The following is a 21,301-nucleotide window of genomic DNA, read 5'->3' on the forward strand; positions in this document are numbered from 1 at the left end:
TCCGACTGGTGGGTGGACCCCCGTCCGCGTGGCGGTCGCCTTCCCGGGCGGCCGAGGATCGCAACCACATCATCGTGGACCCCGGGCACAGAGCCGAAGAGTGGCGGTCGCCCACCGGGGCGGCTGAGGATCGCAACGGCATCCGCGTGATCAACCACCGCTGGCCCCCAGGCCGTGGCGGTCGCCCTCTGGGGCGAGCGAGGATCGTAAGGCCAGCTCCACCTGGTGCTCGCGCACGATCCACAGGTGGTGGTCGCCCTCCGAGGCGGCCGAGAATCGCAACTCGTCCGGGAGGGAACGGATGTGGCGGCGTAGCCAGGTGGTGGTCGTCCTCCGGGACAGCCGAGGATCGCAACAGCAGGCCGGTGCCCACGCTTTTGGGGCTCTCCTGCTTGATGTGTGGGTCAGGCTGTCGCGGGTTGGCGTCCTGGGAGGGTGGGGCGAGGGCCCGCCAGGGTGAGCATGACCAGGGTGATGACGGCGTCTGCGGAGTGGAAGCCGAAGCCTCGGCGGATGATCAGTCGGGTCTTGGTGTTGGTGGACTCGATCAGTCCGTTGGACAGGCCGGTGATCAGCGCGGCGCGGATGGCGTCGTAGTGGCGCACGATCGTGCGTTGGAGATCGACGAAGGCGGGGATGCGGTAGCGGCGGGCCCAGCCGATCCACTGGTCCAGGGCCTTGAGGGCGGCGGTCGGGCGGCGCTTGGCCAGGGCGAAAACGGCTCGTAGGGCTTCCTTAGGCGCCAGGCGCGGTGCAGGCGCGGGTCTGTGGCCGCGATCCAGGCGGGCTTGGCGGCCTGGCGGTCAGTCAGGTCCTCGGCGTTCTTCCACAGCGCGAAGCGGGAGTCCTTCAGCGCCCTCGCCTTCTCCCGGTCGCCGAGCTCGCGCCGGGCCCGGTTCCACGAGGCCCGGCGCTCGGTGTTCAACGCCTCGGTGGCCCAGGCGACCACATGGATGGGGGTCCCCCCGGGCGGAGCTTGGGGGAGGGTCCATCACCCGCAGCACGCGCGGTGCCCGATCGGCGATGACCTGGGCGATCCAGGCGGCGCCGTCGGCACTGATGTGCGTCAGCCGCGCGGCCCGGACCTCGCCGAGTTCGTCGAAGAACCGGGCGAGGACGTCGGTTCCGTGGCCGTCGGCCATCCACACCACACGGGCGGTGTCGTGGTCGACCACGACGGTCATGTAGCGCTGGCCCTTGCGGTAGGAGATCTCGTCGATCCCGATCCGGCGCAACCCCGCCAGCCGGTCCGTGCCCCGGTCGCGGTCGGCGGTGTAGCGCTCGACGATCCTGCCGACCGTGCGCCACGAGCAGCGCGACAGCTCGGCCGCCGCGCTCTTGGAGCATTCGGCGGCCATCCATGCGGTCTGCTGGTCGAAGGCCAGGGTGTGGCCGGCGTCGTGCCGGGCCCATGGCACCGCTGCCACGGTCGGGCCGTGCCGGGGGCAGGCGACCCGCGGGGCGTCGGCCTCCAGGAACACCCGCACCGCCCCGTGGTCCAGGTCGCGCCACCGGCGCCGGCCGCGTCCCCGGTCGTACCAAGGAGCCGGGCGCCGGCACAGTCCGCACCGTCCACGCCGCCGCGCGTCAGGCCGTACCGACGCGACTACACATTGTTCCGATTCGTCCCAGCTGGCACCCTCGACCACGGTGTTTTCGACCATCAGGGTGCGCTTCCATATGCTGAAGGCAGGCACGCCGTCTCTCTGCTTGATCCAATTTGGGCTTCGACACCTCAAGGATCACAGAAGACGGCGTGTTTCACGTCCAGCCGCAGATCAGCGCACCCACACATGCGGCAGGAGAGCCGCTTTTGGCCCGGCGCCAGTGGCGGTCGCCTTCCGGGGCGGCCGAGGATCGCAACACCGGTTTCGCGTCCGCGCGGTCGTACAGTGGGGTGGCGGTCGCCCTTCGGGGCAGGCGAGGATCGCAACCTGTCCCGCCGTGCCAAGCACTCCGCTACCACCAGGGTGGCGGTCGCCCTTCGGGGCGACCGAGGATCGCAACAACGATGAGAAGACCGACTACAGCGACGAGTTCACCGGTGGCGGTCGCCGTCCGGGACGACCGCGGATCGCAACCTCATGCAGGAGGCGCGAGGTGCTGGTACGGTGCCGGTGGCGGTTGCCCTCCGGGGCGATCGAGGATTGCAACCGGATGACGGATGAGCCGGACGCCGACGAGGACGCCCACGGCGGTTGCCCTCCGGGGCGGCCGAGGATCGCAACTACTACTACGCCGTTTTCGTCGCCGTGCCACTGCTGTGGGCGGTCGCCCTCCAGGGCGACCGAGGATCGCAACCCCGCCACCTTGCCGCCGGCGCGCGGTCTGCATCACGTGGCGGTCGCTCTCCGGGGGCGACCGAGGATCGCAACGCCCCGGTCCGTCGGCCGAGCCCGCGGCCCTCCAAGTGGCGGTTGCCCTCCAGGACGACCGAGGATCGCAACTCCGGAGTTCGGCGCAGGAGCGTCCCGCAGCCCGGGGTGGCGGTCGCCCTCTGGGGGGACCGAGGACCACCCGCCCCGCCCTGCCTTGCCCTCCTTCCTCGTCCCACGTGGCGGTCGCTCCCCGGGGGGCCGAGGATCGCAACGTGCGCACCAGGGCGGGGATCAGCTCGTGCCCGGCAGTGGCGGTCGCCTTCCGGGGCGATCGAGGATCGCAACACCGACATGCGGGTGTACGTCGACCGGCCCGGCCTGTGTGGCGGTCGCCTTCTGCGGCGACCGAGGGTCGCAACGCTGGCGCGGAGACGAGGTCGAAGCCAGTGACGGTGTGTGGCGGTCTTTCTCCGGGGCGAACGCGTCACCGGTGGCGGTCGCCGACATGAGGATTGTCATTCTCCTCTGGCTGGTTTGGGCTTGTGCGGCGACCTGGTGCGGGGCTTGGTCGCAGTCGTAACTCCTGTGTCGTGTCGGATGGGTAGCCTTGTGGGTCATGCGTGACGAGCCTCTTTATGCCCACTCGCCCAATGGTGCTGGTCGGTGGCATCTGCTGGGTGATCATCTTCGTGGATCGGCTGCACTGGCTGCTCGGTTCGGTGCGGTGTTCGGCATGGCTGCCGCGGCTGAGTATCTGGCGCTTGTCCACGATGTGGGGAAAGGGGGGTGTGCGTGGCAGGACCGACTGGTGGAGGTTGCCGATACCGGAGGGACGGTCGGGATCGACCACAAGAGGGCAGGGGCCCATCTTGCGGCGCAGTGTCTGCCGGGGCCGCTTGCCGGGGTGGTGGAGGGGCACCACGGGGGCTTGCGGTCCTGGGGTGAGATGCGTGCTTTGCTGAGGGAGCTGCGGGCGCGGCCTGACCTTGTGGACGAGGCGATTCGCCGGGTCGCGGCGGAGGTTCCCGAGATCGAGTCTGCGGGGATCGCGGTGCCGCAGTGGCTGTCAGACCCCGATGGCGACAATGACCTCGCTGATGTCGACCTGATGGTCCGGATGCTGTTCAGCTGCGTCATCGACGCCGATCGCCTAGACACCCGCGCGCACCGTCTCGGCCGTGTTCCGTATGTGCGCCCGGACGCGGACATGGCCGCTCTCGCGGAGCGGTTCGAGGAAGCCCGGAAGGCCATGCTCGCCGGCCGGGAGCCGTCGCGGATCGACGAGATCCGCACGAGCATCTACGAGCAGGCCGTCGCCGCGGCGGACGGCGAGCCCGGGATCTACCGGCTGCACGTGCCGACCGGCGGGGGAAAGACCCTGGCCGGGGCTGCGTTCGGGCTGCACCATGCCTCGCGCAACGGTCAGCGGCGGATCATCGTCGCGGTGCCGTTCATCAGCATCACCGAGCAGAACGCTTCCGTCTACCGGAAGATGCTCGGCGAGCGGGACGTCCTCGAGCACCACTTCTCTGTCGATCTCGACGGTGCGGGGTGGGCCCGGTTGGCGGCGGAGAACTGGGACGCGCCATTCGTGATCACGACCACGGTGCAGCTGTTCGAGTCCCTCTTCAGTCGTTCGCCGTCGAGGATGCGAAAGCTCCACCGGCTTGCCGGTGCGGTGATCGTCCTGGACGAGGTCCAGGCGCTGCCGGACCGGCTGCTGGTGCCCATCCTGTCGGCACTGCGGGGTCTGGCGGAGCGGTTCGGCACGACGGTGCTGCTGTCGTCCGCGACCCAGCCGGAGTTCAGCAGCATCGACGGGACCGGGCACCGGCACGTCATCTCCGACCCCGCGCCGCTCTTCTCGGCTCTCGAGCGCGTCCGCTACGAGTGGCGCGAGGACACCACGCTGGCCGCCATGGCCGGCGAGGCATCCCGGCACGAGCAGATGCTGATGATCGTCTCCACCACGCGCGACGCCAATGCCGTCCACCAGCAACTTCCCGCGGGCGCCCTGCACCTGTCCACCCGCATGACGTCGGGACACCGCCGGGAGACGATCGAGGAGATTCGCAGCCTGCTTGCGGCCAAGCAGTGTGTCCGGGTTGTGTCCACGTCGCTGATCGAGGCCGGGGTCGACCTCGACTTCCCGATCGTCTTCCGTGCCTGGGCCCCGCCGGAGAACCTTCAGCAGGCAGCCGGCCGCTGCAACCGCGAAGGCCGCCTGTACCGCGGAACGGTCGTCGTCTTCAAAGCCCACGACAGCGGCAGGATCCCGGACCCGTCGTACATGCTCTCGCTCGGCATCGCCAACAACCGCTTCGGCGACGGCCCTAACAAGGCCGACCCGGACAATCTCGCGGCGCTCGCCCACTACTCCAGGACCCGATACCGACTCCAGGGCCTCGCCAACCTCGGGAACCCGATTGAGACGCTGCGCCGGGAACTCGACTTCCCAGCCGTGGCGGAGCAGTTCGTCATGATCGGCGAAAGCATGGCGAGCGTCGTCCATGTCCGGCCCGAGCTGAAGCCCGAGGACCAAGCCGCGGCCCGCGCCGCCATCGACATGCTCCGCACAGGCCAGCCCTGCGGACCTGAGACCCTGCGCATCCTGCAGCCCCACATCGCCGGCATCCCCAAGGCCGAGGCGGACACCGCGCTGGCAGCCGGCCACGCGAAGCTCATCGTTGACGACCTCGTCGAGTGGGTCGGCCCCTACCATCCACAGCGTGGCATCGAGCCGCCCAGCCGGTAGTGGCGGCCCAGACGACTGGTGGTGACCGCGACAACTTTCCTGCGGGAGGATGCCGTTGGCCGCGTGCATGGGCTCTTCGTGCTCCTTCCCTGTCCTCAGCGTACGGCGGTCCGGCGGGGAGAGCCCGGCGGGAGGGTGCGGGTTGGGTAGGCTCCCGAGGCGTGGCGCCGCCTTCTCGCGGGGGCGGCGAGGATCGAAACACAGGCGTGCTGGTGTCTGTCCGCACGTTCGCGCCCCCGTCGGCTTGCCGGCGGGGGCGTCATTGTCAGTGACCCCTGATACACATTCGGCAACGGTACGGGTCGTGGTCAACACGGCGCTGCTGAGGCTGTCAAGCCCTCGCGGGAAACAGCTTCACAGGAGTGCTAGTGCTGCTACGGTCCATATCTGACACGTCGTCACATTGCCCTGGAGAGGGTGATTGCCTTGCCTAGCCATGCCCAGACGTACTGGCCGGAGCCGCCGGTGACCGTCGAGCTGTGGGGACCACTGGCCTGCTTCACACGGCCCGAACTGAAGGTCGAACGGGTGAGCTACCCCGTCATGACACCCTCCGCGGCCATCGGAGCGCTCAGCGCCATCTTCTGGAAACCGGAGATGCAGTACGTCATCCAGTCGATCGAGGTCCTCACCCCGATCGACTGGATCAACATCCGACGCAACGAGGTCAAGTCCGTCATCACCGCACCCCGCATCAAGGCCCTGCGCGCGAACCACAGGGAGCGCTACGACGTCGAACAGGACCGGGACCAGCGCAACACCGTGGCGCTGCGCGACGTCGCCTACCGGGTGAACACCCAGATCGTCCCGACCCGCAGTGCCAAGGCGCCGGCTGCCAAGTACCGGGAGCAGCTGCGGCGCCGCACCGAGCGTGGCGGGTGCTTCTCGCAGCCCTTCCTCGGATGCCGGGAGTTCTCCGCGAGCTTCGGCCCGCGCGGCTCGTGGCCCGGCAGCCCCGCCGACTCGAAGGCCGGCCCCATCGAGCGCACGGAGGAACTCGGCGTCATGCTGCACTCGATCAGGTACGGCGACCGCGGCCAGGAGACCTACCACTGGTTCCGCGCCAGCCTGGACAACGGCGTGCTCCACGTTCCGCGGCGCCCCCTGGGCGACGACGAGGTCCACATGCCCGCCGGCTCCTGGCGAACCGGAGCCTGACCATGCTGCTGCAACGCCTCACCGAACGCGTCGCCGACCAGGAACAGTCCTACACGAAACCGGCGACGATCAAATGGGCCGTGCTCCTCGACGGCGACCAGGCGCAGGTCCAGGACCTGCGAGTACCCAAGGGCCAGCCCGCGCTGCGCCTGGACGTGCCGACCTCCACCCGCACCGTTGCCATCGCACCGTGCCTGCTCGCCGACAACGCCCAGTACGTCTTCGGCGTGCCGAAGGCCGACCCCAAGACCGGAGAGGTCAAGGACAAGGACGCCGCCCGGGCCGCGAAATGCCGCACGGCCTTCGCCGACCTCGCCCGGCAGTGGGCAGCCGCCAACCCCGGCGACCCCACCGCCGAGGCCGTCGTCCGATTCCTCGCCACCACCACGACGAGGGCCCCGGCAGACATGGCCGCTGGCGACCTCGTCGCCATCAGCGTCGACGGACAGTGGGCCCACCAGCACCCGAGCGCACGCCAGTTCTGGGCGGACAAGGTCAGCGACTCCAAAGGAGCAGGCAACACGGGCCTGTGCCTCGTCTGCGGACACGAACGGCCGTTGCTCGCCACCGTGCCGATCTCGATCGCCATGGGCGCCATCCCCGCCAAGCAGGCCAAGAGCACCCAGCTCGTCAGCGTGAACACCGCCGCACAGGGCCGCGCCGGCGTCACCTCCGGACTTGCTGCCACCCCGCTGTGCGAGAGGTGCGGGACGGCTGCCACCACCTCGCTCGGGGAACTTCTCGCGGACCCGAAGCACCGCAGGCGCGCCGACACTGCGGTGACGGTCTGGTGGACCCGCGAACCGGTCAAGCGCAACCACTTCGGAAACCTGGACGACCCGCAACCCGAGGACGTGGCCAACCTCATCGGGAAGATCTTCAAACCGGGCACGGGGACCACCGAATACTCCGCCGACGTCAACAAGTTCTACTCCGCCACCCTCGGCGCGAACTCCTCACGCGTCGTCGTACGCGACTGGATCGACATCCCCCTGCCCGTCATCGAGGACTGCCTCGGCCGCTGGTTCCGCGACCACCGGTACCTCGACCCCTGGTCCCCCCACGCTACCCACCAGAGCACCGCGGACCGCCCCGGCCCGGGCACCGACCTGCAGTACCAGGCGTACCCGCTCTGGAGACTCACCCTCGCCTGCGCCCGATGGGTCAAGACCGAGAAGAAGTACCACCCCAAGACCATCCCCGAAGGCCTCGATGAGGCACTCCTCCACAGCGCCCTCCACGGCACACCACCCCCCGCCTGGATGCTCCCCCGACTCCTCGCCCGCATCCGCGCAGACCGCCGCATCGACGGCCCCCGCACCGCCCTCCTACGCCTCGCCCTCACCCGCCACCACACCCAGGAGCACGGCATGCCCGGCCTCGACCCTGACGCCAACGACCGCGCCTACATGTGCGGCCGCCTCTTCGCCACGCTCGCCGCCGTCCAACGCCGCGCCGCCAAAGACGCCGGACGCAATGTCAACACCACCATCACCGACAAATACTTCGGCACCGCCATGAGCAGCCCCGCCACCGTCCTCGCCAACCTCCGCGCCGGCGCCGAAAACCACCTCCGCATCATCCGCCGCCGCAACAAGCCCACCGCCAACGCCCTCGAAGCCCGCATGCGCGACATCTACCAACACCTCGATGACGTCCCCCTTCTGCTTACCGTCCCCGAGCAGGGCCGCTTCGTCCTCGGCTACGAGCACCAGCGTGCCGCCGACATCACCGCCGCACTCGCCTACAAGGCCGCCAAGGAACAGGCAGCGGAAACGGCCGAACCCCAGCCCGCCGAGGACGGTGCGCTCTTCGACGTCACGGACCTCATCGAAACCGCCCCGGCCCACTCCGAAACCGCCTGACCACCCCACCCGCCAGGAAGCGAGAACCCACCATGACCGTCCCCGCCCACCTCGACCCCGCGCGCAAGCACGACTTCGTGTTCCTCTTCGACATCGTCGACGGCAACCCCAACGGCGACCCCGACAACGGCGGCGCCCCCCGCACCGACCCCATCACCATGCAGGGCTACATCACCGACGTCGCCCTCAAGCGAAAGATCCGCAACACCATCGCCCTCCTGAACGCCGGCCGCCCCGGCTACGACATCTACGTGGAAGCGGGCGTCGCCCTCAACGCCCAACACGAGCGCGCCTACGACACCGGCGGCGCCGCCAATGAGTCGGAGGCCCGCGACTGGATGTGTCAGACCTTCTACGACGTCCGCATGATGGGCGCCGTCATGACCACCGGCAAGAACCGCGACCGAACCGCCGGCCGCGTCCAGGGCCCCCTGCAGCTCACGTTCAGCAGGTCCATCGACCCCGTCACCACGATCGAAGTCCCCATCACCCGCGTCACCCCGACCCGAGTCGAGGACCTGGCTACCAAGCAGACCGAGATGGGCACCAAGAACATTGTCCCCTACGGCCTCTACAGGGGCGCCGGCCACTTCTCGGCCCCCCTCGCTTCCAAGACCGGTGTCACCAGCGACGACCTCCAAGCCCTGTGGCAGGCATTCGAGATGATGCTGGAACACGACCGCGCCGCCGCCCGCGCCTCCATGGCCCTGCGAGGACTCTGGGTCTTCAGCCACTCTGACGCCTACGGCCAGACCCCCGCGCACAAGCTCCTCGATCGAGTGCACGTCACCCCGCTCGGCCATACCGCGGCACGCTCGTACGCCGACTACAAGGTCACTGTCGACGCAGACGTCCCGGAAGGAGTCACTCTTACCGCACTGGTCGACTAGCCAGACCCGAACAGCCCCAGGCAGCTGCCCCGCAACTTGAGAACTCAACAGTGGACCGCATTCGGGCCGCGGCCAGGCCAATGTCCTCTTGGGCCGCTGAGGATCGCAACCACCTGCACTTGCACGTTGTCCCCCGCGTGGATGAGGGCGGCGTTCGCCTTCCGGGGCGGCCGAGGATCGCAACCTCATCATGGAGGAGCGAAACGACTTCGCGGAGGATGTGGCGGTCGCCCTTTCGGGCGGCCGAGGATCGCAACGTCATCCACGAGGCACTGCTGATGCAGAAGCTCACCGTGGCGGTTGCCGTCCGGGGCGGCCGAGGATCGCAACATCGTGCCGCACGACTCCAGGTACTGCCCGTGCCAGGTGGCGGTCGTGCTCCGGGGCGGCCGAGGATCGCAACGCCGTCAACCGCGGTGTAGTCGTGGTGGTCGTGCGCGAGTGGCGGTCGCCTTCCGGGGCGGCCGAGGATCGCAACAACGCCACCCTCGGCGGGAAGAAGATGACCAGCCGTGTGGCGGTCGCCCTCGGGGGCGGCCGAGGATCGCAACGTGCACGACGCGTGCGGACAGGAGGTGCCGCTGCCGGTGGCGGTCGCCCTCCCGGGCGGCCGCGGATCGCAACCAAACCCAGATGACCCGGGTCCGTACCGGCGCCGGGTGGCGGTCGCCCTCCGGGGCGGCCGCGGATCGCAATGGCACTATGACGGTGGAGGCGTACAGCGGGTGGCAGGTGGCGGTGGCCCTCCGGGGCGGCTGAGGATCGCAACGCCTCATGTCCGGCGGTGAACAGCGGTGACCGCTCGTGGCGGTCATTCTCCGGGGCGGTCGAGGATTGCAACACCGCGTGGTCGCTGGCGATCACCGACGAGTCGCTGGGGGCGGTCGAGGATCGCAACACCGCTCAGTTTGTCCTCGCCGAGGTGCGGGCGGCGTGGCGGTCGCCCTCCGGGGCGGCCGAGGATCGCAACAAGTGGCACCTCCCGATCGGAAAGCTCCAGCACAACCGTGGCGGTCGCCCTTCGGGGCGGCCGAAGATTGCAACTGGCGAACGGCCCGGCCCAGGGCCTGGACGATGTCGTAGCGGTTGCTCTCCGGGGCGGCCGAAGATTGCCACTCGATGGGCCGGGACGACGAAGGCGCCGTCGTGGTGAGTGGTGGTCGCCCTGCAGGGCGACCGAGGATCGCAACCTGGCCAGATCGAGCGCGAGGTTCAGCCGCTCCTGTGTGGCGGTTGTCCTTCGGGTCGGCTAAGGATCGCAACACCCAAAAGCAGATCGAGACGCTGACCTCGGCGTACGTGGCAGTCGCCGGCCCGTGCGGCCGAGGATCGCAACGACGAGTAGACCGCCGACGTCTGGGGCGACGTCCTTGAGGCGGTCGCCCTCCCGGGTCGCCAAGGATCGCAACGTCCGTTATCACCTCGGCATGTGGACGACGGTGGCCGGCGGCGGTCGTCCCTCGGGGCGGCCGAGGATCGCAACGCGTGAGACGGCCAGGCGGCCAGGTTCCGCGACAAGGTGGCGGTCGCCCTCTGGGGCGGTCGAGGATCGAAACATGGCGTAGTACATGTCCATGAGCTCGCCACTCGCGGTGGCGGTCGTGCTCCAGGGCGGCCGAGGTTTGCAACATCTGTCGGGACAATGGTGAGGAGTCCGTCCAAGAGAAGCGGTCCATCTTCCTCGACGATCGGTGATCGCAATCTGACCGCCCCCGACACCTGGGAGAATGTCGTCGACGTGGCTGCTGTCTTTGGGGAGAGTTGAGTGCCGCAACGTTGCCCCGGTCGGTGGCGGGCGCAACTCAGTGGGGAATGGCGGTCGTCCCTCGGGGCGGCCGAGGATAGCAACATGTCCTGCGCGTCGTCGACGAGAATCACGTCGCTGGTAACGGCTGTCCTTCGGAGCGGGGCAATCGCTTGCCCACGGTCCTCTTCCGGGAGCAGCAGCGGTCGCAGTCGGGGGCGACCGAGGATTACAACGGCTCCACGGCTCCTGCCGGCATCATTGCTCCGGGCGGTGGCGGTGGCCCTCCGGGGCGGCCGAGGATCACAACATCGAAGGCCTGCTGTAACAACGGCCGCTGCCAGCAGGCCCAGTGGCGGTCGTCCTCGGGGGCGGCCGAGGGTCGCAACAAGGCGCTGCGGGGCGAAGCCCTCCTACTGTCCCTGTGGCGGTTGCCGTTCGGGGTGGCCGACGATCGCAACTCGATGGACAGGATGCGGGCCCGGATCGCCGCCCGCGTGGCGGTCGCTCTTCGGGGCGGCCGAGGATCGCAACAAGCGGCACCCGCGCTGTGACTGCGGTATGGAGCCGATGCGGCCGTCGCCCTCCAGGGCGGTTGAGGATCGCAACGTCACGGAGGACCACCGGACGGACCGGCCGGTGGCCGGGGGCGGTTGTCGCCCTTTGGGACGGCCGAGGATCGCAACCCCGCGGCCTGGATGCCGCTGCTCACCAGCGACCACGTGGCGGTCGCCTCCCGGGGCGGCCGAGGATCGCAACAGGATCACCGCCGACCTCGACACCGCTGAGCGTTACGTGGCGGCCGTCCTTCGGGCGTCCGAGGATCGCAACCCGTCGTGTGACAGGCGCCCGTCCCGGCATGCGTTCGTTGACGGTTGCCCTTCGGGGCGGCCGAGGATCGCAACAAGACCATCGGCCTGGACGGACCCACCGTCATGGGTCGTGACGGTCGCCCCTGGGTCGGCCGAGGATCGCAACATGCGCCAGCTGGCGCACGCGCCGGAGCCGAGGCGTGGGCGGTCGCCCTTCGGGACGGCCGAGGATCGCAACCTCCACCTGGAAGAGACGATCTGGAGCGACCAGCACGTGGCGGTCGCCCTCCCGGGCGGCCGAGGATCGCAACCTCCTTGGCTACCGCCGCCAGCGCTCCTACCTCTGCGGGTGGCGGTCGCCCTCCCGGGCGGTCGAGGATCGCAACGCGATGCCGCGCTGTCCGCGCACCCAGCGCCGGAGGGTGGTGGCGGTTGCCCTCTTGGGTGGCCAGGATCGCAGTTCTGGTGCGGTGCCGACAGTGCCGAGCTGGACCCTGAGACGAGAGTGGTGATCGCTTCCTGGAGTAGCCGAGACCGAGTCGGGGGGACTTGCTGGGGACCACGCGTCGTTCACCGCCGTCTCTGAGGTGCCTTTCGGTGAACGAACAGCGCGAGCTATCTACCGTCTGACGTGCAGCGGTGGCTACGCGCGGGCGACGGGGGGTCAAGGGGTTGCGGGCGGTGGCCATATCTAGAGGGATGTTCGGGTCTGGATCGTCGGGGGAGCTGATCTGGGGCGGACGGGTGCTTCGCTTGTGGAAGCAGAGTCACCTAAATCGCTTTGTTGAAAAATCCACTCCGGGATTGCCGTGCGAGGTCCCTCGCCGCTGGCGTATTTGCTACCGAGAGGCAGCCCCGACGTGTGGCATGCCCCGCGTCGGGGCCGCCTCTTGATTCTGTCGAACTACCAGTTTCTGCTGCCTAGTTGTTCAGATCGAACACTGCCGTGACCGGTGCGTGGTCGGACCACCGCTCGGCGTGGGTGGCGGCGCGTTCGACGTAGGCTTCGACGGCCTTGGCGGCGAGGGTGGGGGTGGCGACCTGGAGGTCGATCCTCCAGCCGGAGTCGTTGTCGAAGGCGCGGCCGCGGTAGGACCACCAGGAGTAGGGGCCGGTGCGGTCGGGGTGGAGGGTACGGACGACGTCGACGTAGCCGGCTTCGTCGTAGACGCGGGAGAGCCAGGCGCGTTCTTCGGGGAGGAAGCCGGCGGACTTCTGGTTGGCCTTCCAGTTCTTGAGGTCTTCGGGGCGGTGGGCGATGTTCCAGTCGCCGCAGACGACGACCTCGCGGCCGTCGGCGGCGGCGCGGGTGCGGAGGGCGGTGAGGTGGACGAGGAATTCCGCCATGAAGCGTTCCTTCTCGTCCTGGCGTTCGGTGCCGACCTCGCCGGAGGGGAGGTAGAGGCTGGCGACGGTCAGCCCGGGCAGGTCGATTTCGACGTACCTGCCCGTGTTGTCGAACTCCTCGGACCCGAATCCGATGACGGTCCGCTGCGGCTTCTGGCGGGACAGGACGGCGACGCCGGCCCGGCCCTTGGCGACGGAGGGGGCCCAGACCGCGTGCCAGCCGTCGAGGTCGCGCAGTTCGACTGGCAGTTGCTCCGGCTCGGAGCGCACCTCCTGGAGGCAGACCACGTCCGCCTCGGTGCCGGCCAGCCACTCGACGAAGCCCTTCTTGGCTGCCGCCCGGATTCCGTTCACGTTCACACTCGTCACCACGATCACCCGGGCAGCCTACCGAGTGCCGGGGCCTGCGCCGAAGCGTGACGCGCACCGGCCGTGGGATGACGTGAACGCGGCATGAATGTGTGCGACAGTCGCACCAAGCCGCGCCATTGGTCTTGACCATCTCCGGACGATGCACCTAGGGTCGCTTACTGCAAAGACCTTTAATAAAGAAGGACGGATAAAAGCCCGCTCTCCCACCTGCCGCATCCGCGGACAGCGGGCCCGGGATCCGACCTCCTTACCGCAGGGTGGACAGAGCAGGGTGGAGGACACGGTGGGGACGACTGGACAGCTTTCGGCGGTGCCGGAACCGAAGTACTGGCACCTGCGCACGGTGCTGCTGCGGGCCATCGACTCGGAGTTCTCCACCGGCCAGGTCCTGCCCAACGAGCGCGAGCTCTCCGCCCGCTTCGGGGTCGCCCGGGCGACCCTGCGGCAGGCCCTCGACCAGCTGGAGCTGGAGGGCCGCCTGGTGCGCCGCCGGGGGATCGGCACCCTGATCGCCGCCCCGCGGGTCGGCGTCCCGGTCAACCGGCAGGAGGAGGGCTGGCCCGGCGTCGGCCGCAACCAGGCCTGGCGGACGGTCGACTGCACCACCGCCCCCGCCCCGGCGCAGCTGGCCAAGGGCCTCGGCATCGCCGAGGGCGCCACCGTGCACACCGTCCGCCGGGTTCGCCTGGTGGAGGGCCGGGCGGTGGCCACCGAGTCGCTGCACGTCCCGGCCGCCGCGCTGCCGCACCTGCCCGGCTTCCGGGCCGAGAGCGACCGGGCCCGCTCGGTGCTGCGCCAGCTGGAGCGGCTGGAGGTGGACGGCGAGTCCCGCGCGGTCGAGCTGGGTGTCGCCGAGGCCGCCGAGGGCGCCCTGCTGGAGCGCCCGCCCGGCTCGCCGGTGCTGGTGATGACCACCCAGTACGCGTCGGCCGGCCGCCTGGTGGCGCTCGCCGTCGCCACCTACCGGGCCGACACCTGCAAGCTGACCTTCGGCTCGACCGGGCTGGTCGAGGTCACCCCGGTCGGCGCTGCGGCCGAGGTCCGCACCGCCTCCTGAACCACTTTTCCGACACCCTCAGGCCGAGGCCCGGACGCCCGATTGGCTTCCGGGCCTCGGTCGTTGTCCGGGCGGAGCTGGGTCCGGACCGCCGCCCCGGGTTCAACCCAGGGCGTGATGGTTTGGTTTTTGGTTGTGTTTTGGTTGGGGGTGGGGGGGGGGGTGGGCCGCCCCCCCCGTCCGGCCGCACGCGGGGGCTGCCTCCCCGGGGCCCGTCAGGCGCGGCCGTTGCCGGTGGTCGGCGGGTCGACGGCGAACAGCTGGTCCTCGACGTGGTCGAGGGCGACGCGCAGCGCGCCCATCGCCACGACCTCGGAGCCGAGCGCGGCGAGCGCCACCTCGGGGGCGCGGAGGGTGAACTGGGCGAGGCGCTCGCGCAGCGGTTCCAGGACGCCGTCGAGGCCGGCCGCCCAGCCGCCGATCACGACGAGCTGCGGGTCGATGGCCAGGACGAGCGCGGCGACGCCCTGGACCAGGCGGGTGAGGAAGCGGTCCATGGCGACCTTCGCCACCTCGTCGCCCTCCCGCGCGAGCCGCAGGACGCGGGCGACGGCGGCCTCGTCGAGCGGGTTGAGCGGCTTGCCGGTGGTGGAGAGGAGGCGCTCGGGGGTGACCTCCTGGCCGAGCAGGTGGAGGGCGCCGATCTCGCCGGCCGCCCCGCCGTGGCCGCGGTGCAGCCTGCCGTTGATGAGGGAGCCGGCGCCGGGGCTGAGGCCGGCCATGACGAAGACGACGTCGCCGGCGCCGACCGCCGCGCCCTGCCAGTGTTCGGCGATGGCGGCGAGGTTGGCGTCGTTCTCGATCAGGACGGGGCAGCGGAAGGAGCGCCGCAGCCGGGCGCCGAGGTCGAGACCGGTCCAGCCGGGCATGGCGGTGCCGAGTTGGATGGTGCCGTCGCGGTCGACGATGCCGGGGGTGCCGATGCCGACGGCCCAGAGGTTGTCGCGGGAGATGCCGGCCTTGCGCAGGACCTCGGCGACGGCGGTGCGGACGGCGGCGAGCCGGTCCTCGGCGTCCAGGGTCTCGTCGACCGGCTTGAAGTGACTGCCCACCACCTCGCCGGTGAGGTCGGCGAGGATGACGCGGATGTCGTGCACGCCGACCTCGATGCCGAGGATGTGCCCGGCCTCGGCGCGGAAGCGGAACCAGCGGGCCGGTCGGCCGCGCCGGCCGGTGCCGGGCTGGCCGTCCTCCTTGGGCTGGTCGACCTCGGCGACCAGCCCGGTTTCGACCAGACCCTCGATGACGCCCTCGACGGTCGGGCGGGAGAGCCCGGTCTCGCCGACGAGCTGAGTGAGGGTCACGGAGTGGCCGGTCCGCAGCGCCCGAAGCGTGACCGCCGCGTTGATCCGCCGCAGCAGCGAGGAGTCTCCTCCGGTGAGCCGATCCGCCAATGCGATGCCCTTCGCCGTTCGCGCGACTGCCCTGGCGCGCGGTGTCGAGTGCGCGGTGCCCACCGAATGGCCCGCGGGGGGTGTGCCACCCTCGGAACGCGGCACGGCGGCGCGGGGCCGCCTGCGCCAGGGCCGGAGGACAAGCGGAGCCTACCCGGGGGTGGGCCCGGTGGGCGAGAATCCTTGCAGCTCATCCAGGCTTCGGTATCGAAATGGTACGCATCGGGTGGTGGCGCACGACCCGGGCTTCACGGCCCGGCCACGGGCCGCCCGCCGCCGGGCCGCCGGGACCGTACCGACCAGCGGGAACGGGCGGAGAGCAGCGAGCCGAGGCTCAGCCGGGAGCCGGCCGACAGGGCGCTGAGCACGGAGCCGGCCGACCCGAGGGACAGGACGCTGCCGGCGGACCCGATCGAGAGGACGGAGCCGGCCGAGCCGATCGACAGCACCGAGCCGACGGACCCGATGGAGGCGATCGAGCAGACGGAGGCGATCGAGGAGAGGGAGGCCAGGGAGGCCTTGGACCGGAGCGACCGCGGCCGCCGCTGGGGCTGGAAGGGGCGCAAGGGCGGCAAGCGCCGCAGGAACTGCACGGGGGAGTCGGGCACGGCCCGATGGTAGCGGCGGCTCAGGGCATCCGCGCCGCGAACAGCCGCTGCCCGAGCAGTCCCATCGGGTGCCCGTCCTCGGGCAGCGCGAGGACGGTCGGGCAGCCGGCGGCGGTGAGGGCGGCCCGCCAGCGCTCGGCGGGGAGCGCCGGGGCGGCGGGGGCGGCGGAGACCGCGGCGGCCGGGGAGGCCGGGGAGTCGGCGCCGGCCTCGGCGTCCCCCGTGATCAGCAGGTCGAGCTGTTCGCCGGTGGGCGCGAGCAGCAGCAGCTGCCCGCCGGGCGCGAGCAGGTCGACCAGCTCCGGGACGGCGGTGTCCGGGTGGCCGGTCACGGTGGCGACGACGAGGTCGTAGCGGCCGCCGTCGGGCAGCTGGTGGTGGTCGGCGCCGGGGCGGGGCCGGGTGGCGAGGGCCCGGGTGACGGTGGAGTCGGCGTCGTCCTGGCCGAGTTCGAGGATGCGCAGCGGCTGCGGCCCGTCGTGGGTCTCGGCGAGGCCGCGGACCAGCGCGCCGAGGGCGGCGCCGAGGTAGCCGCGGGCGGCCGTCCAGCGGATCGGGGCGGCGGCCGGGCGGGGTGCCTCCTCGCCGGTGATCAGCCGGGGCAGCCGTAGTGCGCCGCGCCGGATCCGGTCCAGGGCGGCGACCGGACCGAGCCCGTCGTTCCAGGTCTCGACGGCGGGCCGCCAGGCCTCCCGGACCTCGGCCGCGGTGAGTTCGGGTCGGCCGTAGTGGACGTCGTCGTGCCGGGTGATCAGGCCGTGCCGGGTGAGCGCGTCGAGCCAGCGGCCGACCCGGGGCCGCTGGGCGGGGGTGACAAGGGCGGCGGCGAGGATCTCGGCCTCGGTGTGTCCGCGCCCGGGGTCGGTGAGGACGCCGCTCTGCTGGAGGGTCAGCAGCAGTGCGGACAGGACGGCGTGGTCGAGGTGGGTGCCGAAGGCCTGGACCTGTTCGGTGGTGACGCCTATGGCGTGTTTCCAGGCGATGGCGTCGGCGGCGTCGGCGGCGGTGCGCAGTCGCCGGTCGGCGGCTTCGGCGTGGCTGTGCGGGGCGCGGACGTGGGCGAGGACGGCGCCGAGCGCGTCGACGGCGGCGTACACGTCGTCCTGCCGGGGTTCGGGGCCGACGTGCAGGACGAACCGCAGGGCGCCGAGGTCGTGGTCGGCGAGGTCGGGGCGGCGGCTGAGGCGCCACAGCAGGGTGGAGGGGAGGCTGAGGTGGGTGGTGGCGCTGGCGGCGAGGTCGACGAGCTGCTGCTCGGGGTCCTGCCGGGGGTCGCCGCAGTGGACGGTGCCGCCGGCGAGCAGGGTGGCGAGGGCGAGTTCGACGGCGAGGTCGGTGGCGGGGTGGAGCACGGTGTGCCGGATGGGCGGCGGGCCGAGGACGCCCGCCCAGTGCCGCAGCCGCTGTTCGGCGGTGCGGGCGGCGGATGGCGGCAGCGCGGCGTGGGCGGCGACGCGCTGGGCGAGGGCCCGGGGCAGGCCGCCCGGCGGGGAGACGCCGAGCAGCAGGCCGATGCCGCTGATCGCGCGCCCGTCGGCGACGACGGCGGGTCGGTCGCCGAGTTCGCGCAGCGCGCTGACCAGGGCGGGAGTCGTGGGCACGGTGATCACTCCGGGGTGCGGGGGAGAAACCGCACTACTGAACCACGCGGTCGGGCCGGGTGATGCCGTGCACGGGTCAAACTTCTGTAATGATTTTCATATCGGCCAGCCAAGGTGGGTGCCCGATCTCCACCCGAAGTGGTCGGAACTTCGCATTCCGGATCCGGCGTGCGACCCCTTGACAGCCGGTACGGGCGCTGGGTTACTTGGCGTGGGGGCCGTCCTGACCGAACGATCGGTCGGCGCACCCGCCCCGGCCGACCTGCGGAGGAGCGACGATGACCGGCACCGCACCCGCCCCGAGCCCGTACAGCGAAGAGCCCGGACAGCGTGGCGAAGAGCCCGCCCGGCGCCTGGGCGAGCCGCTCCCGCCCGCGCTGCTGGACGCCGGCGAGCGGATGGGCGTCGACGAGCTGCGCGCCCACCAGCTCACCCGCCTCCGGGCCACCCTGCGCCACGCGTACGACAACGTCGAGCTGTACCGCCGCAAGTTCGACGCGGCCGGCGTCGGCCCCGAGGACTGCCGCACCCTGGCCGACCTCGCCCGCTTCCCCTTCACCACCAAGGCCGACCTGCGCGAGGGCTACCCGTTCGGCATGTTCGCCGTCCCGATGGAGCAGGTCCGCCGGATCCACGCCTCCAGCGGCACCACCGGGCGCCCGGCCGTCGTCGGCTACACCGAGCACGACCTGTCGATGTGGGCCGACGTGGTCGCCCGGTCGATCCGCGCGGCCGGCGGCAGGCCCGGGCACAAGGTGCACATCGCGTACGGCTACGGGCTGTTCACCGGCGGGCTGGGCGCGCACTACGGCGCCGAGCGGGCCGGCTGCACCGTCATCCCGGCCTCCGGCGGCATGACGGCCCGGCAGGTGCAGCTCATCCAGGACTTCCGTCCCGAGATCATCATGGTCACCCCCTCCTACCTGCTCACCCTGCTCGACGAGTTCGAGAAGCAGGGCGTCGACCCGCGCAGCACCTCGCTGCGCATCGGTATCTTCGGCGCCGAGCCGTGGACGGAGGAGATGCGGCGCGAGATCGAGGACCGGCTCGACCTGCACGCCGTCGACATCTACGGCCTCTCCGAGGTGGTCGGCCCCGGCGTGGCGCAGGAGTGCGTGGAGACCAAGGACGGGCTGCACATCTGGGAGGACCACTTCTACCCGGAGATCGTGGACCCGTTCACCGACCAGGTGCTGCCCGACGGCGAGGGCGGCGAACTGGTCTTCACCTCGCTCACCAAGGAGGCGCTGCCGGTCATCCGCTACCGCACCCGCGACCTCAGCAGGCTGCTGCCCGGCACCGCGCGGCCGGCCTTCCGGCGGATGGAGAAGGTCACCGGGCGCAGCGACGACATGATCATCCTGCGTGGGGTGAACGTCTTCCCGACCCAGATCGAGGAGGTCCTGCTGCGGACCCCGGGCGTCGCGCCGCACTTCCAGCTGCGGCTCACCCGGCAGGGGCGGCTGGACCACATGACCGTCCGGGTCGAGGCGAGGCCGGACGCCCCGGCCGAGCAGCGGGCGGCGGCGCGGGAGGCGATCGTCCGGGCGGTGAAGGACGGGGTGGGCGTGACGGTCGCGGTCGAGGTGGTGGAGCCGTACGCGCTGGAACGCTCGGTCGGGAAGATCCGGCGGGTGGTCGACGAGCGGGGGTGAGGCCTGCGGGAGCCCACGGCCCTGGAGGCCTGGGGGCCCGGGGGCGTGGGGCCTGCGAGGCCGGAGGCGTAGGGCTGTCCGGGGGGTGATGCCCTACGCCTCCGGCGTCTACAGCAATGTAGACGGTCAGGCGGCGGAGCGTCCAGCCGCCCTCCGGCGACGGCGCGCCCGGGCCGCCAGGGCGAGGGCGGCCGCCATCAGCACCGCCAGCGCCAGGCTCACCGGGCCGGTGCCCAGCCCGAGGCCGCCCCGGTCGGCGCCCACGCCCAGCCAGTCCGCGAACGAGGCGCCCAGCGGACGGGTCAGCACGTACGCCCACCAGAACCCGGCCACCGGGCCCACCCAGCGGGCCCGCGCCGCCACCGCCGGGACGGCGATCAGCACGGCGAAGCCCAGACCGGCCAGCAGGTACCCGGCGCGCAGCGTGGCCGCCGTCAGATCGCCCAGCGCCGTGCCCAGGGCGAAGGTCAGCAGCACCGCGGCCCAGTAGAACAGCTCCCGGCGCAGCCCGGTCACCCGGTCGATCGCCAGCGAGCCCTCCACCCGGTGCCAGAGCACGAACAGCGCGGCCAGCGCCACCGCCAGCCCGCCCGCCGACACCGCGTACGGCACGCCCAGCGCGACGTGCGCGACATCGGCGACCATCGTGCCGAACACGCTGACCAGCACCACCACCGCCCAGTACACCCCGGGCACGCAGCGGCGCAGCCGCAGCTGGACCAGCAGCGCCACGGCGAGCAACAGCCCGGCCGCCGCAACCGCCGGCACCGGGCCGACGGTGTGCGCCAGGAAGTCCGACAGGGTCTCGCCCATGCCGGTGGTCAGCACCTTCACCAGCCAGAACCAGCCGTCCACCGCCGGGACCTTGCTGGCCCCCGCCGGGGCTCCCTCGGCAGGGGTGCCCCCGGCCAGGGCGTCCGGGCGGGCCGCGACCCGGGTCATCGTCGCGGCCCGGGCCGTCGTCGCAGCCCGGGTCGTCGTCGCGTGCCGGGCCACGTCAGCGCCCGGACCCGTCGACGACCGTGTTCCCGGTCAGCTCACCGCTGGTGCCGTCCACGGTCACCAGGTGACGCACGCCGTCCGGGCCCACGACCACCACGGCCCAGGCGGCGGAGCCGCCCTGCTGGGCGACGCGCCGCAGCGACTCGGCCCGCCCGCCGGGGACGGCGCCCTGCGCCTTCTCCAGCGCGGTCGAGGCGGCGAGGGAGGGGAGCGGGGCGGGGGCGGTCCGGCCGCGCTTGGCGTGTCCCTCGCCCCGGTCGCTCCCGGCGCTCCCGGCGGTCCCGTCGGTCCCGTCGTGCGCGTTGCGGCCGCCGTTGCGGCCACCGTGCTCGTCGGACGAGCCGCCCTCGGCCCGGCTCAGCCCGCGGTGGTCCCCGCGCCCGTGCTCCTCGTGCGCGACCGCCAGCGCCACCAGCCCGCCCGCGCCGATCAGCGCGACGGCGGCCACCCCGGCGGCGATCCGGCGCTCCCGTCCGCCCGCCCAACCGCGCAGCCGCGCCGCCCGGGGCCGCTTCGACTGCGGCTGCGCCTGCGAAGCCTGCTGCGCCTGCTCCGGGTCCTCCGGGAGCGGGGTGGTGGACGACGTGGCGTCGCTCATCGGGCGTTCTCCTTGCCTCGGCTGCTCAGCGCGCCCGGATCCCCCCGGGCGCGCCCGGCGATCATGGCGGACCGTTCCTGAACCCCCGCTTAAGCCGCCGACGGACCGCGCGGAACCACCTGGCA

Annotated in this window: 12 protein-coding genes, 1 pseudogene and 1 CRISPR repeat array; of the genes and pseudogenes, 6 read left to right on the forward strand and 7 right to left on the reverse strand. The window is 71.6% G+C overall.

Features of this window, described 5'->3' with window-relative positions:
- Positions 1-404 precede the first annotated feature (404 nt).
- A pseudogene (locus tag ACFVX9_RS29330) lies at positions 405-1,664 on the reverse strand (ISL3 family transposase).
- A gap of 1,270 nt (positions 1,665-2,934) precedes the next feature.
- On the opposite strand from ACFVX9_RS29330, the gene cas3 reads away from it, so the two are divergent.
- The 4 genes from cas3 (at position 2,935) to cas7c (ending at position 8,986) form a co-directional block, all read left to right on the forward strand.
- Complete coding sequence (gene cas3, locus ACFVX9_RS29335) at positions 2,935-5,073, forward strand: CRISPR-associated helicase Cas3' (RefSeq protein ID WP_387984399.1); 2,139 nt, start codon at positions 2,935-2,937, stop codon at positions 5,071-5,073.
- A gap of 426 nt (positions 5,074-5,499) precedes the next feature.
- A complete protein-coding gene (cas5c, locus tag ACFVX9_RS29340; RefSeq protein WP_387984400.1) occupies positions 5,500-6,231 on the forward strand; it encodes a type I-C CRISPR-associated protein Cas5c in 732 nt (243 codons plus the stop codon).
- A 2-nt stretch (positions 6,232-6,233) separates the two neighbouring features.
- A complete protein-coding gene (cas8c, locus tag ACFVX9_RS29345) occupies positions 6,234-8,096 on the forward strand; it encodes a type I-C CRISPR-associated protein Cas8c/Csd1 (RefSeq protein ID WP_387984401.1) in 1,863 nt (620 codons plus the stop codon).
- A gap of 32 nt (positions 8,097-8,128) precedes the next feature.
- A complete protein-coding gene (gene cas7c / locus ACFVX9_RS29350; protein ID WP_387716853.1) occupies positions 8,129-8,986 on the forward strand; it encodes a type I-C CRISPR-associated protein Cas7/Csd2 in 858 nt (285 codons plus the stop codon).
- Positions 8,987-9,072: 86 nt separating this feature from the next.
- Positions 9,073-10,615: direct repeats of the CRISPR family, unit length 20 nt; unit sequence GGGCGGCCGAGGATCGCAAC.
- A 1,848-nt stretch (positions 10,616-12,463) separates the two neighbouring features.
- On the opposite strand, the gene ACFVX9_RS29355 is transcribed toward cas7c, so the two are convergent.
- Positions 12,464-13,258 (reverse strand): exodeoxyribonuclease III, encoded by a 795-nt coding sequence (locus tag ACFVX9_RS29355; protein ID WP_387984424.1) that lies wholly within the window; start codon positions 13,256-13,258, stop codon positions 12,464-12,466.
- A gap of 286 nt (positions 13,259-13,544) precedes the next feature.
- On the opposite strand from ACFVX9_RS29355, the gene ACFVX9_RS29360 reads away from it, so the two are divergent.
- Positions 13,545-14,318 (forward strand): GntR family transcriptional regulator, encoded by a 774-nt coding sequence (locus ACFVX9_RS29360; protein ID WP_363376523.1) that lies wholly within the window; start codon positions 13,545-13,547, stop codon positions 14,316-14,318.
- Positions 14,319-14,533: 215 nt separating this feature from the next.
- Here the strand turns inward: ACFVX9_RS29360 and ACFVX9_RS29365 are convergent, their stop codons facing one another.
- The 3 genes from ACFVX9_RS29365 to ACFVX9_RS29375 all read right to left on the reverse strand — a co-directional run bounded on the left by ACFVX9_RS29365 (position 14,534) and on the right by ACFVX9_RS29375 (position 17,921).
- Complete coding sequence (locus tag ACFVX9_RS29365; protein ID WP_063346257.1) at positions 14,534-15,712, reverse strand: ROK family protein; 1,179 nt, start codon at positions 15,710-15,712, stop codon at positions 14,534-14,536.
- Between the two features lie 248 nt (positions 15,713-15,960).
- Positions 15,961-16,320 (reverse strand): hypothetical protein, encoded by a 360-nt coding sequence (locus ACFVX9_RS29370; protein ID WP_387984403.1) that lies wholly within the window; start codon positions 16,318-16,320, stop codon positions 15,961-15,963.
- Positions 16,321-16,340: 20 nt separating this feature from the next.
- Positions 16,341-17,921 (reverse strand): hypothetical protein, encoded by a 1,581-nt coding sequence (locus ACFVX9_RS29375; protein WP_387984404.1) that lies wholly within the window; start codon positions 17,919-17,921, stop codon positions 16,341-16,343.
- 278 nt (positions 17,922-18,199) lie between these two features.
- Between ACFVX9_RS29375 and paaK the strand changes: the two genes are divergently transcribed.
- A complete protein-coding gene (paaK, locus tag ACFVX9_RS29380) occupies positions 18,200-19,576 on the forward strand; it encodes a phenylacetate--CoA ligase PaaK (RefSeq protein ID WP_380485065.1) in 1,377 nt (458 codons plus the stop codon).
- 126 nt (positions 19,577-19,702) lie between these two features.
- Here the strand turns inward: paaK and ACFVX9_RS29385 are convergent, their stop codons facing one another.
- Both ACFVX9_RS29385 and ACFVX9_RS29390 read right to left on the reverse strand, forming a co-directional pair.
- Positions 19,703-20,518 (reverse strand): hypothetical protein, encoded by an 816-nt coding sequence (locus tag ACFVX9_RS29385; RefSeq protein ID WP_380485063.1) that lies wholly within the window; start codon positions 20,516-20,518, stop codon positions 19,703-19,705.
- Positions 20,519-20,573: 55 nt separating this feature from the next.
- Positions 20,574-21,176, reverse strand: coding sequence for a hypothetical protein (locus tag ACFVX9_RS29390; RefSeq protein WP_380485061.1), 603 nt, complete (start codon positions 21,174-21,176; stop codon positions 20,574-20,576).
- Positions 21,177-21,301: the final 125 nt, after the last annotated feature.

The sequence above is a fragment of the Kitasatospora sp. NPDC058243 genome, from assembly GCF_042882025.1.
Lineage (GTDB): Bacteria > Actinomycetota > Actinomycetes > Streptomycetales > Streptomycetaceae > Kitasatospora.

Bases quoted from the DNA above. Each gene is read 5' to 3' on its own strand.
- cas3 (WP_387984399.1), top strand. From the start codon at position 2,935: ATGCGTGACGAGCCTCTTTATGCCCACTCGCCCAATGGTGCTGGTCGG.
- cas8c (WP_387984401.1), top strand. From the start codon at position 6,234: ATGCTGCTGCAACGCCTCACCGAACGCGTCGCCGACCAGGAACAGTCC.
- cas7c (WP_387716853.1), top strand. From the start codon at position 8,129: ATGACCGTCCCCGCCCACCTCGACCCCGCGCGCAAGCACGACTTCGTG.
- paaK (WP_380485065.1), top strand. From the start codon at position 18,200: ATGACCGGCACCGCACCCGCCCCGAGCCCGTACAGCGAAGAGCCCGGA.
- ACFVX9_RS29385 (WP_380485063.1), bottom strand. From the start codon at position 20,518: ATGACCCGGGTCGCGGCCCGCCCGGACGCCCTGGCCGGGGGCACCCCT.
- ACFVX9_RS29390 (WP_380485061.1), bottom strand. From the start codon at position 21,176: ATGAGCGACGCCACGTCGTCCACCACCCCGCTCCCGGAGGACCCGGAG.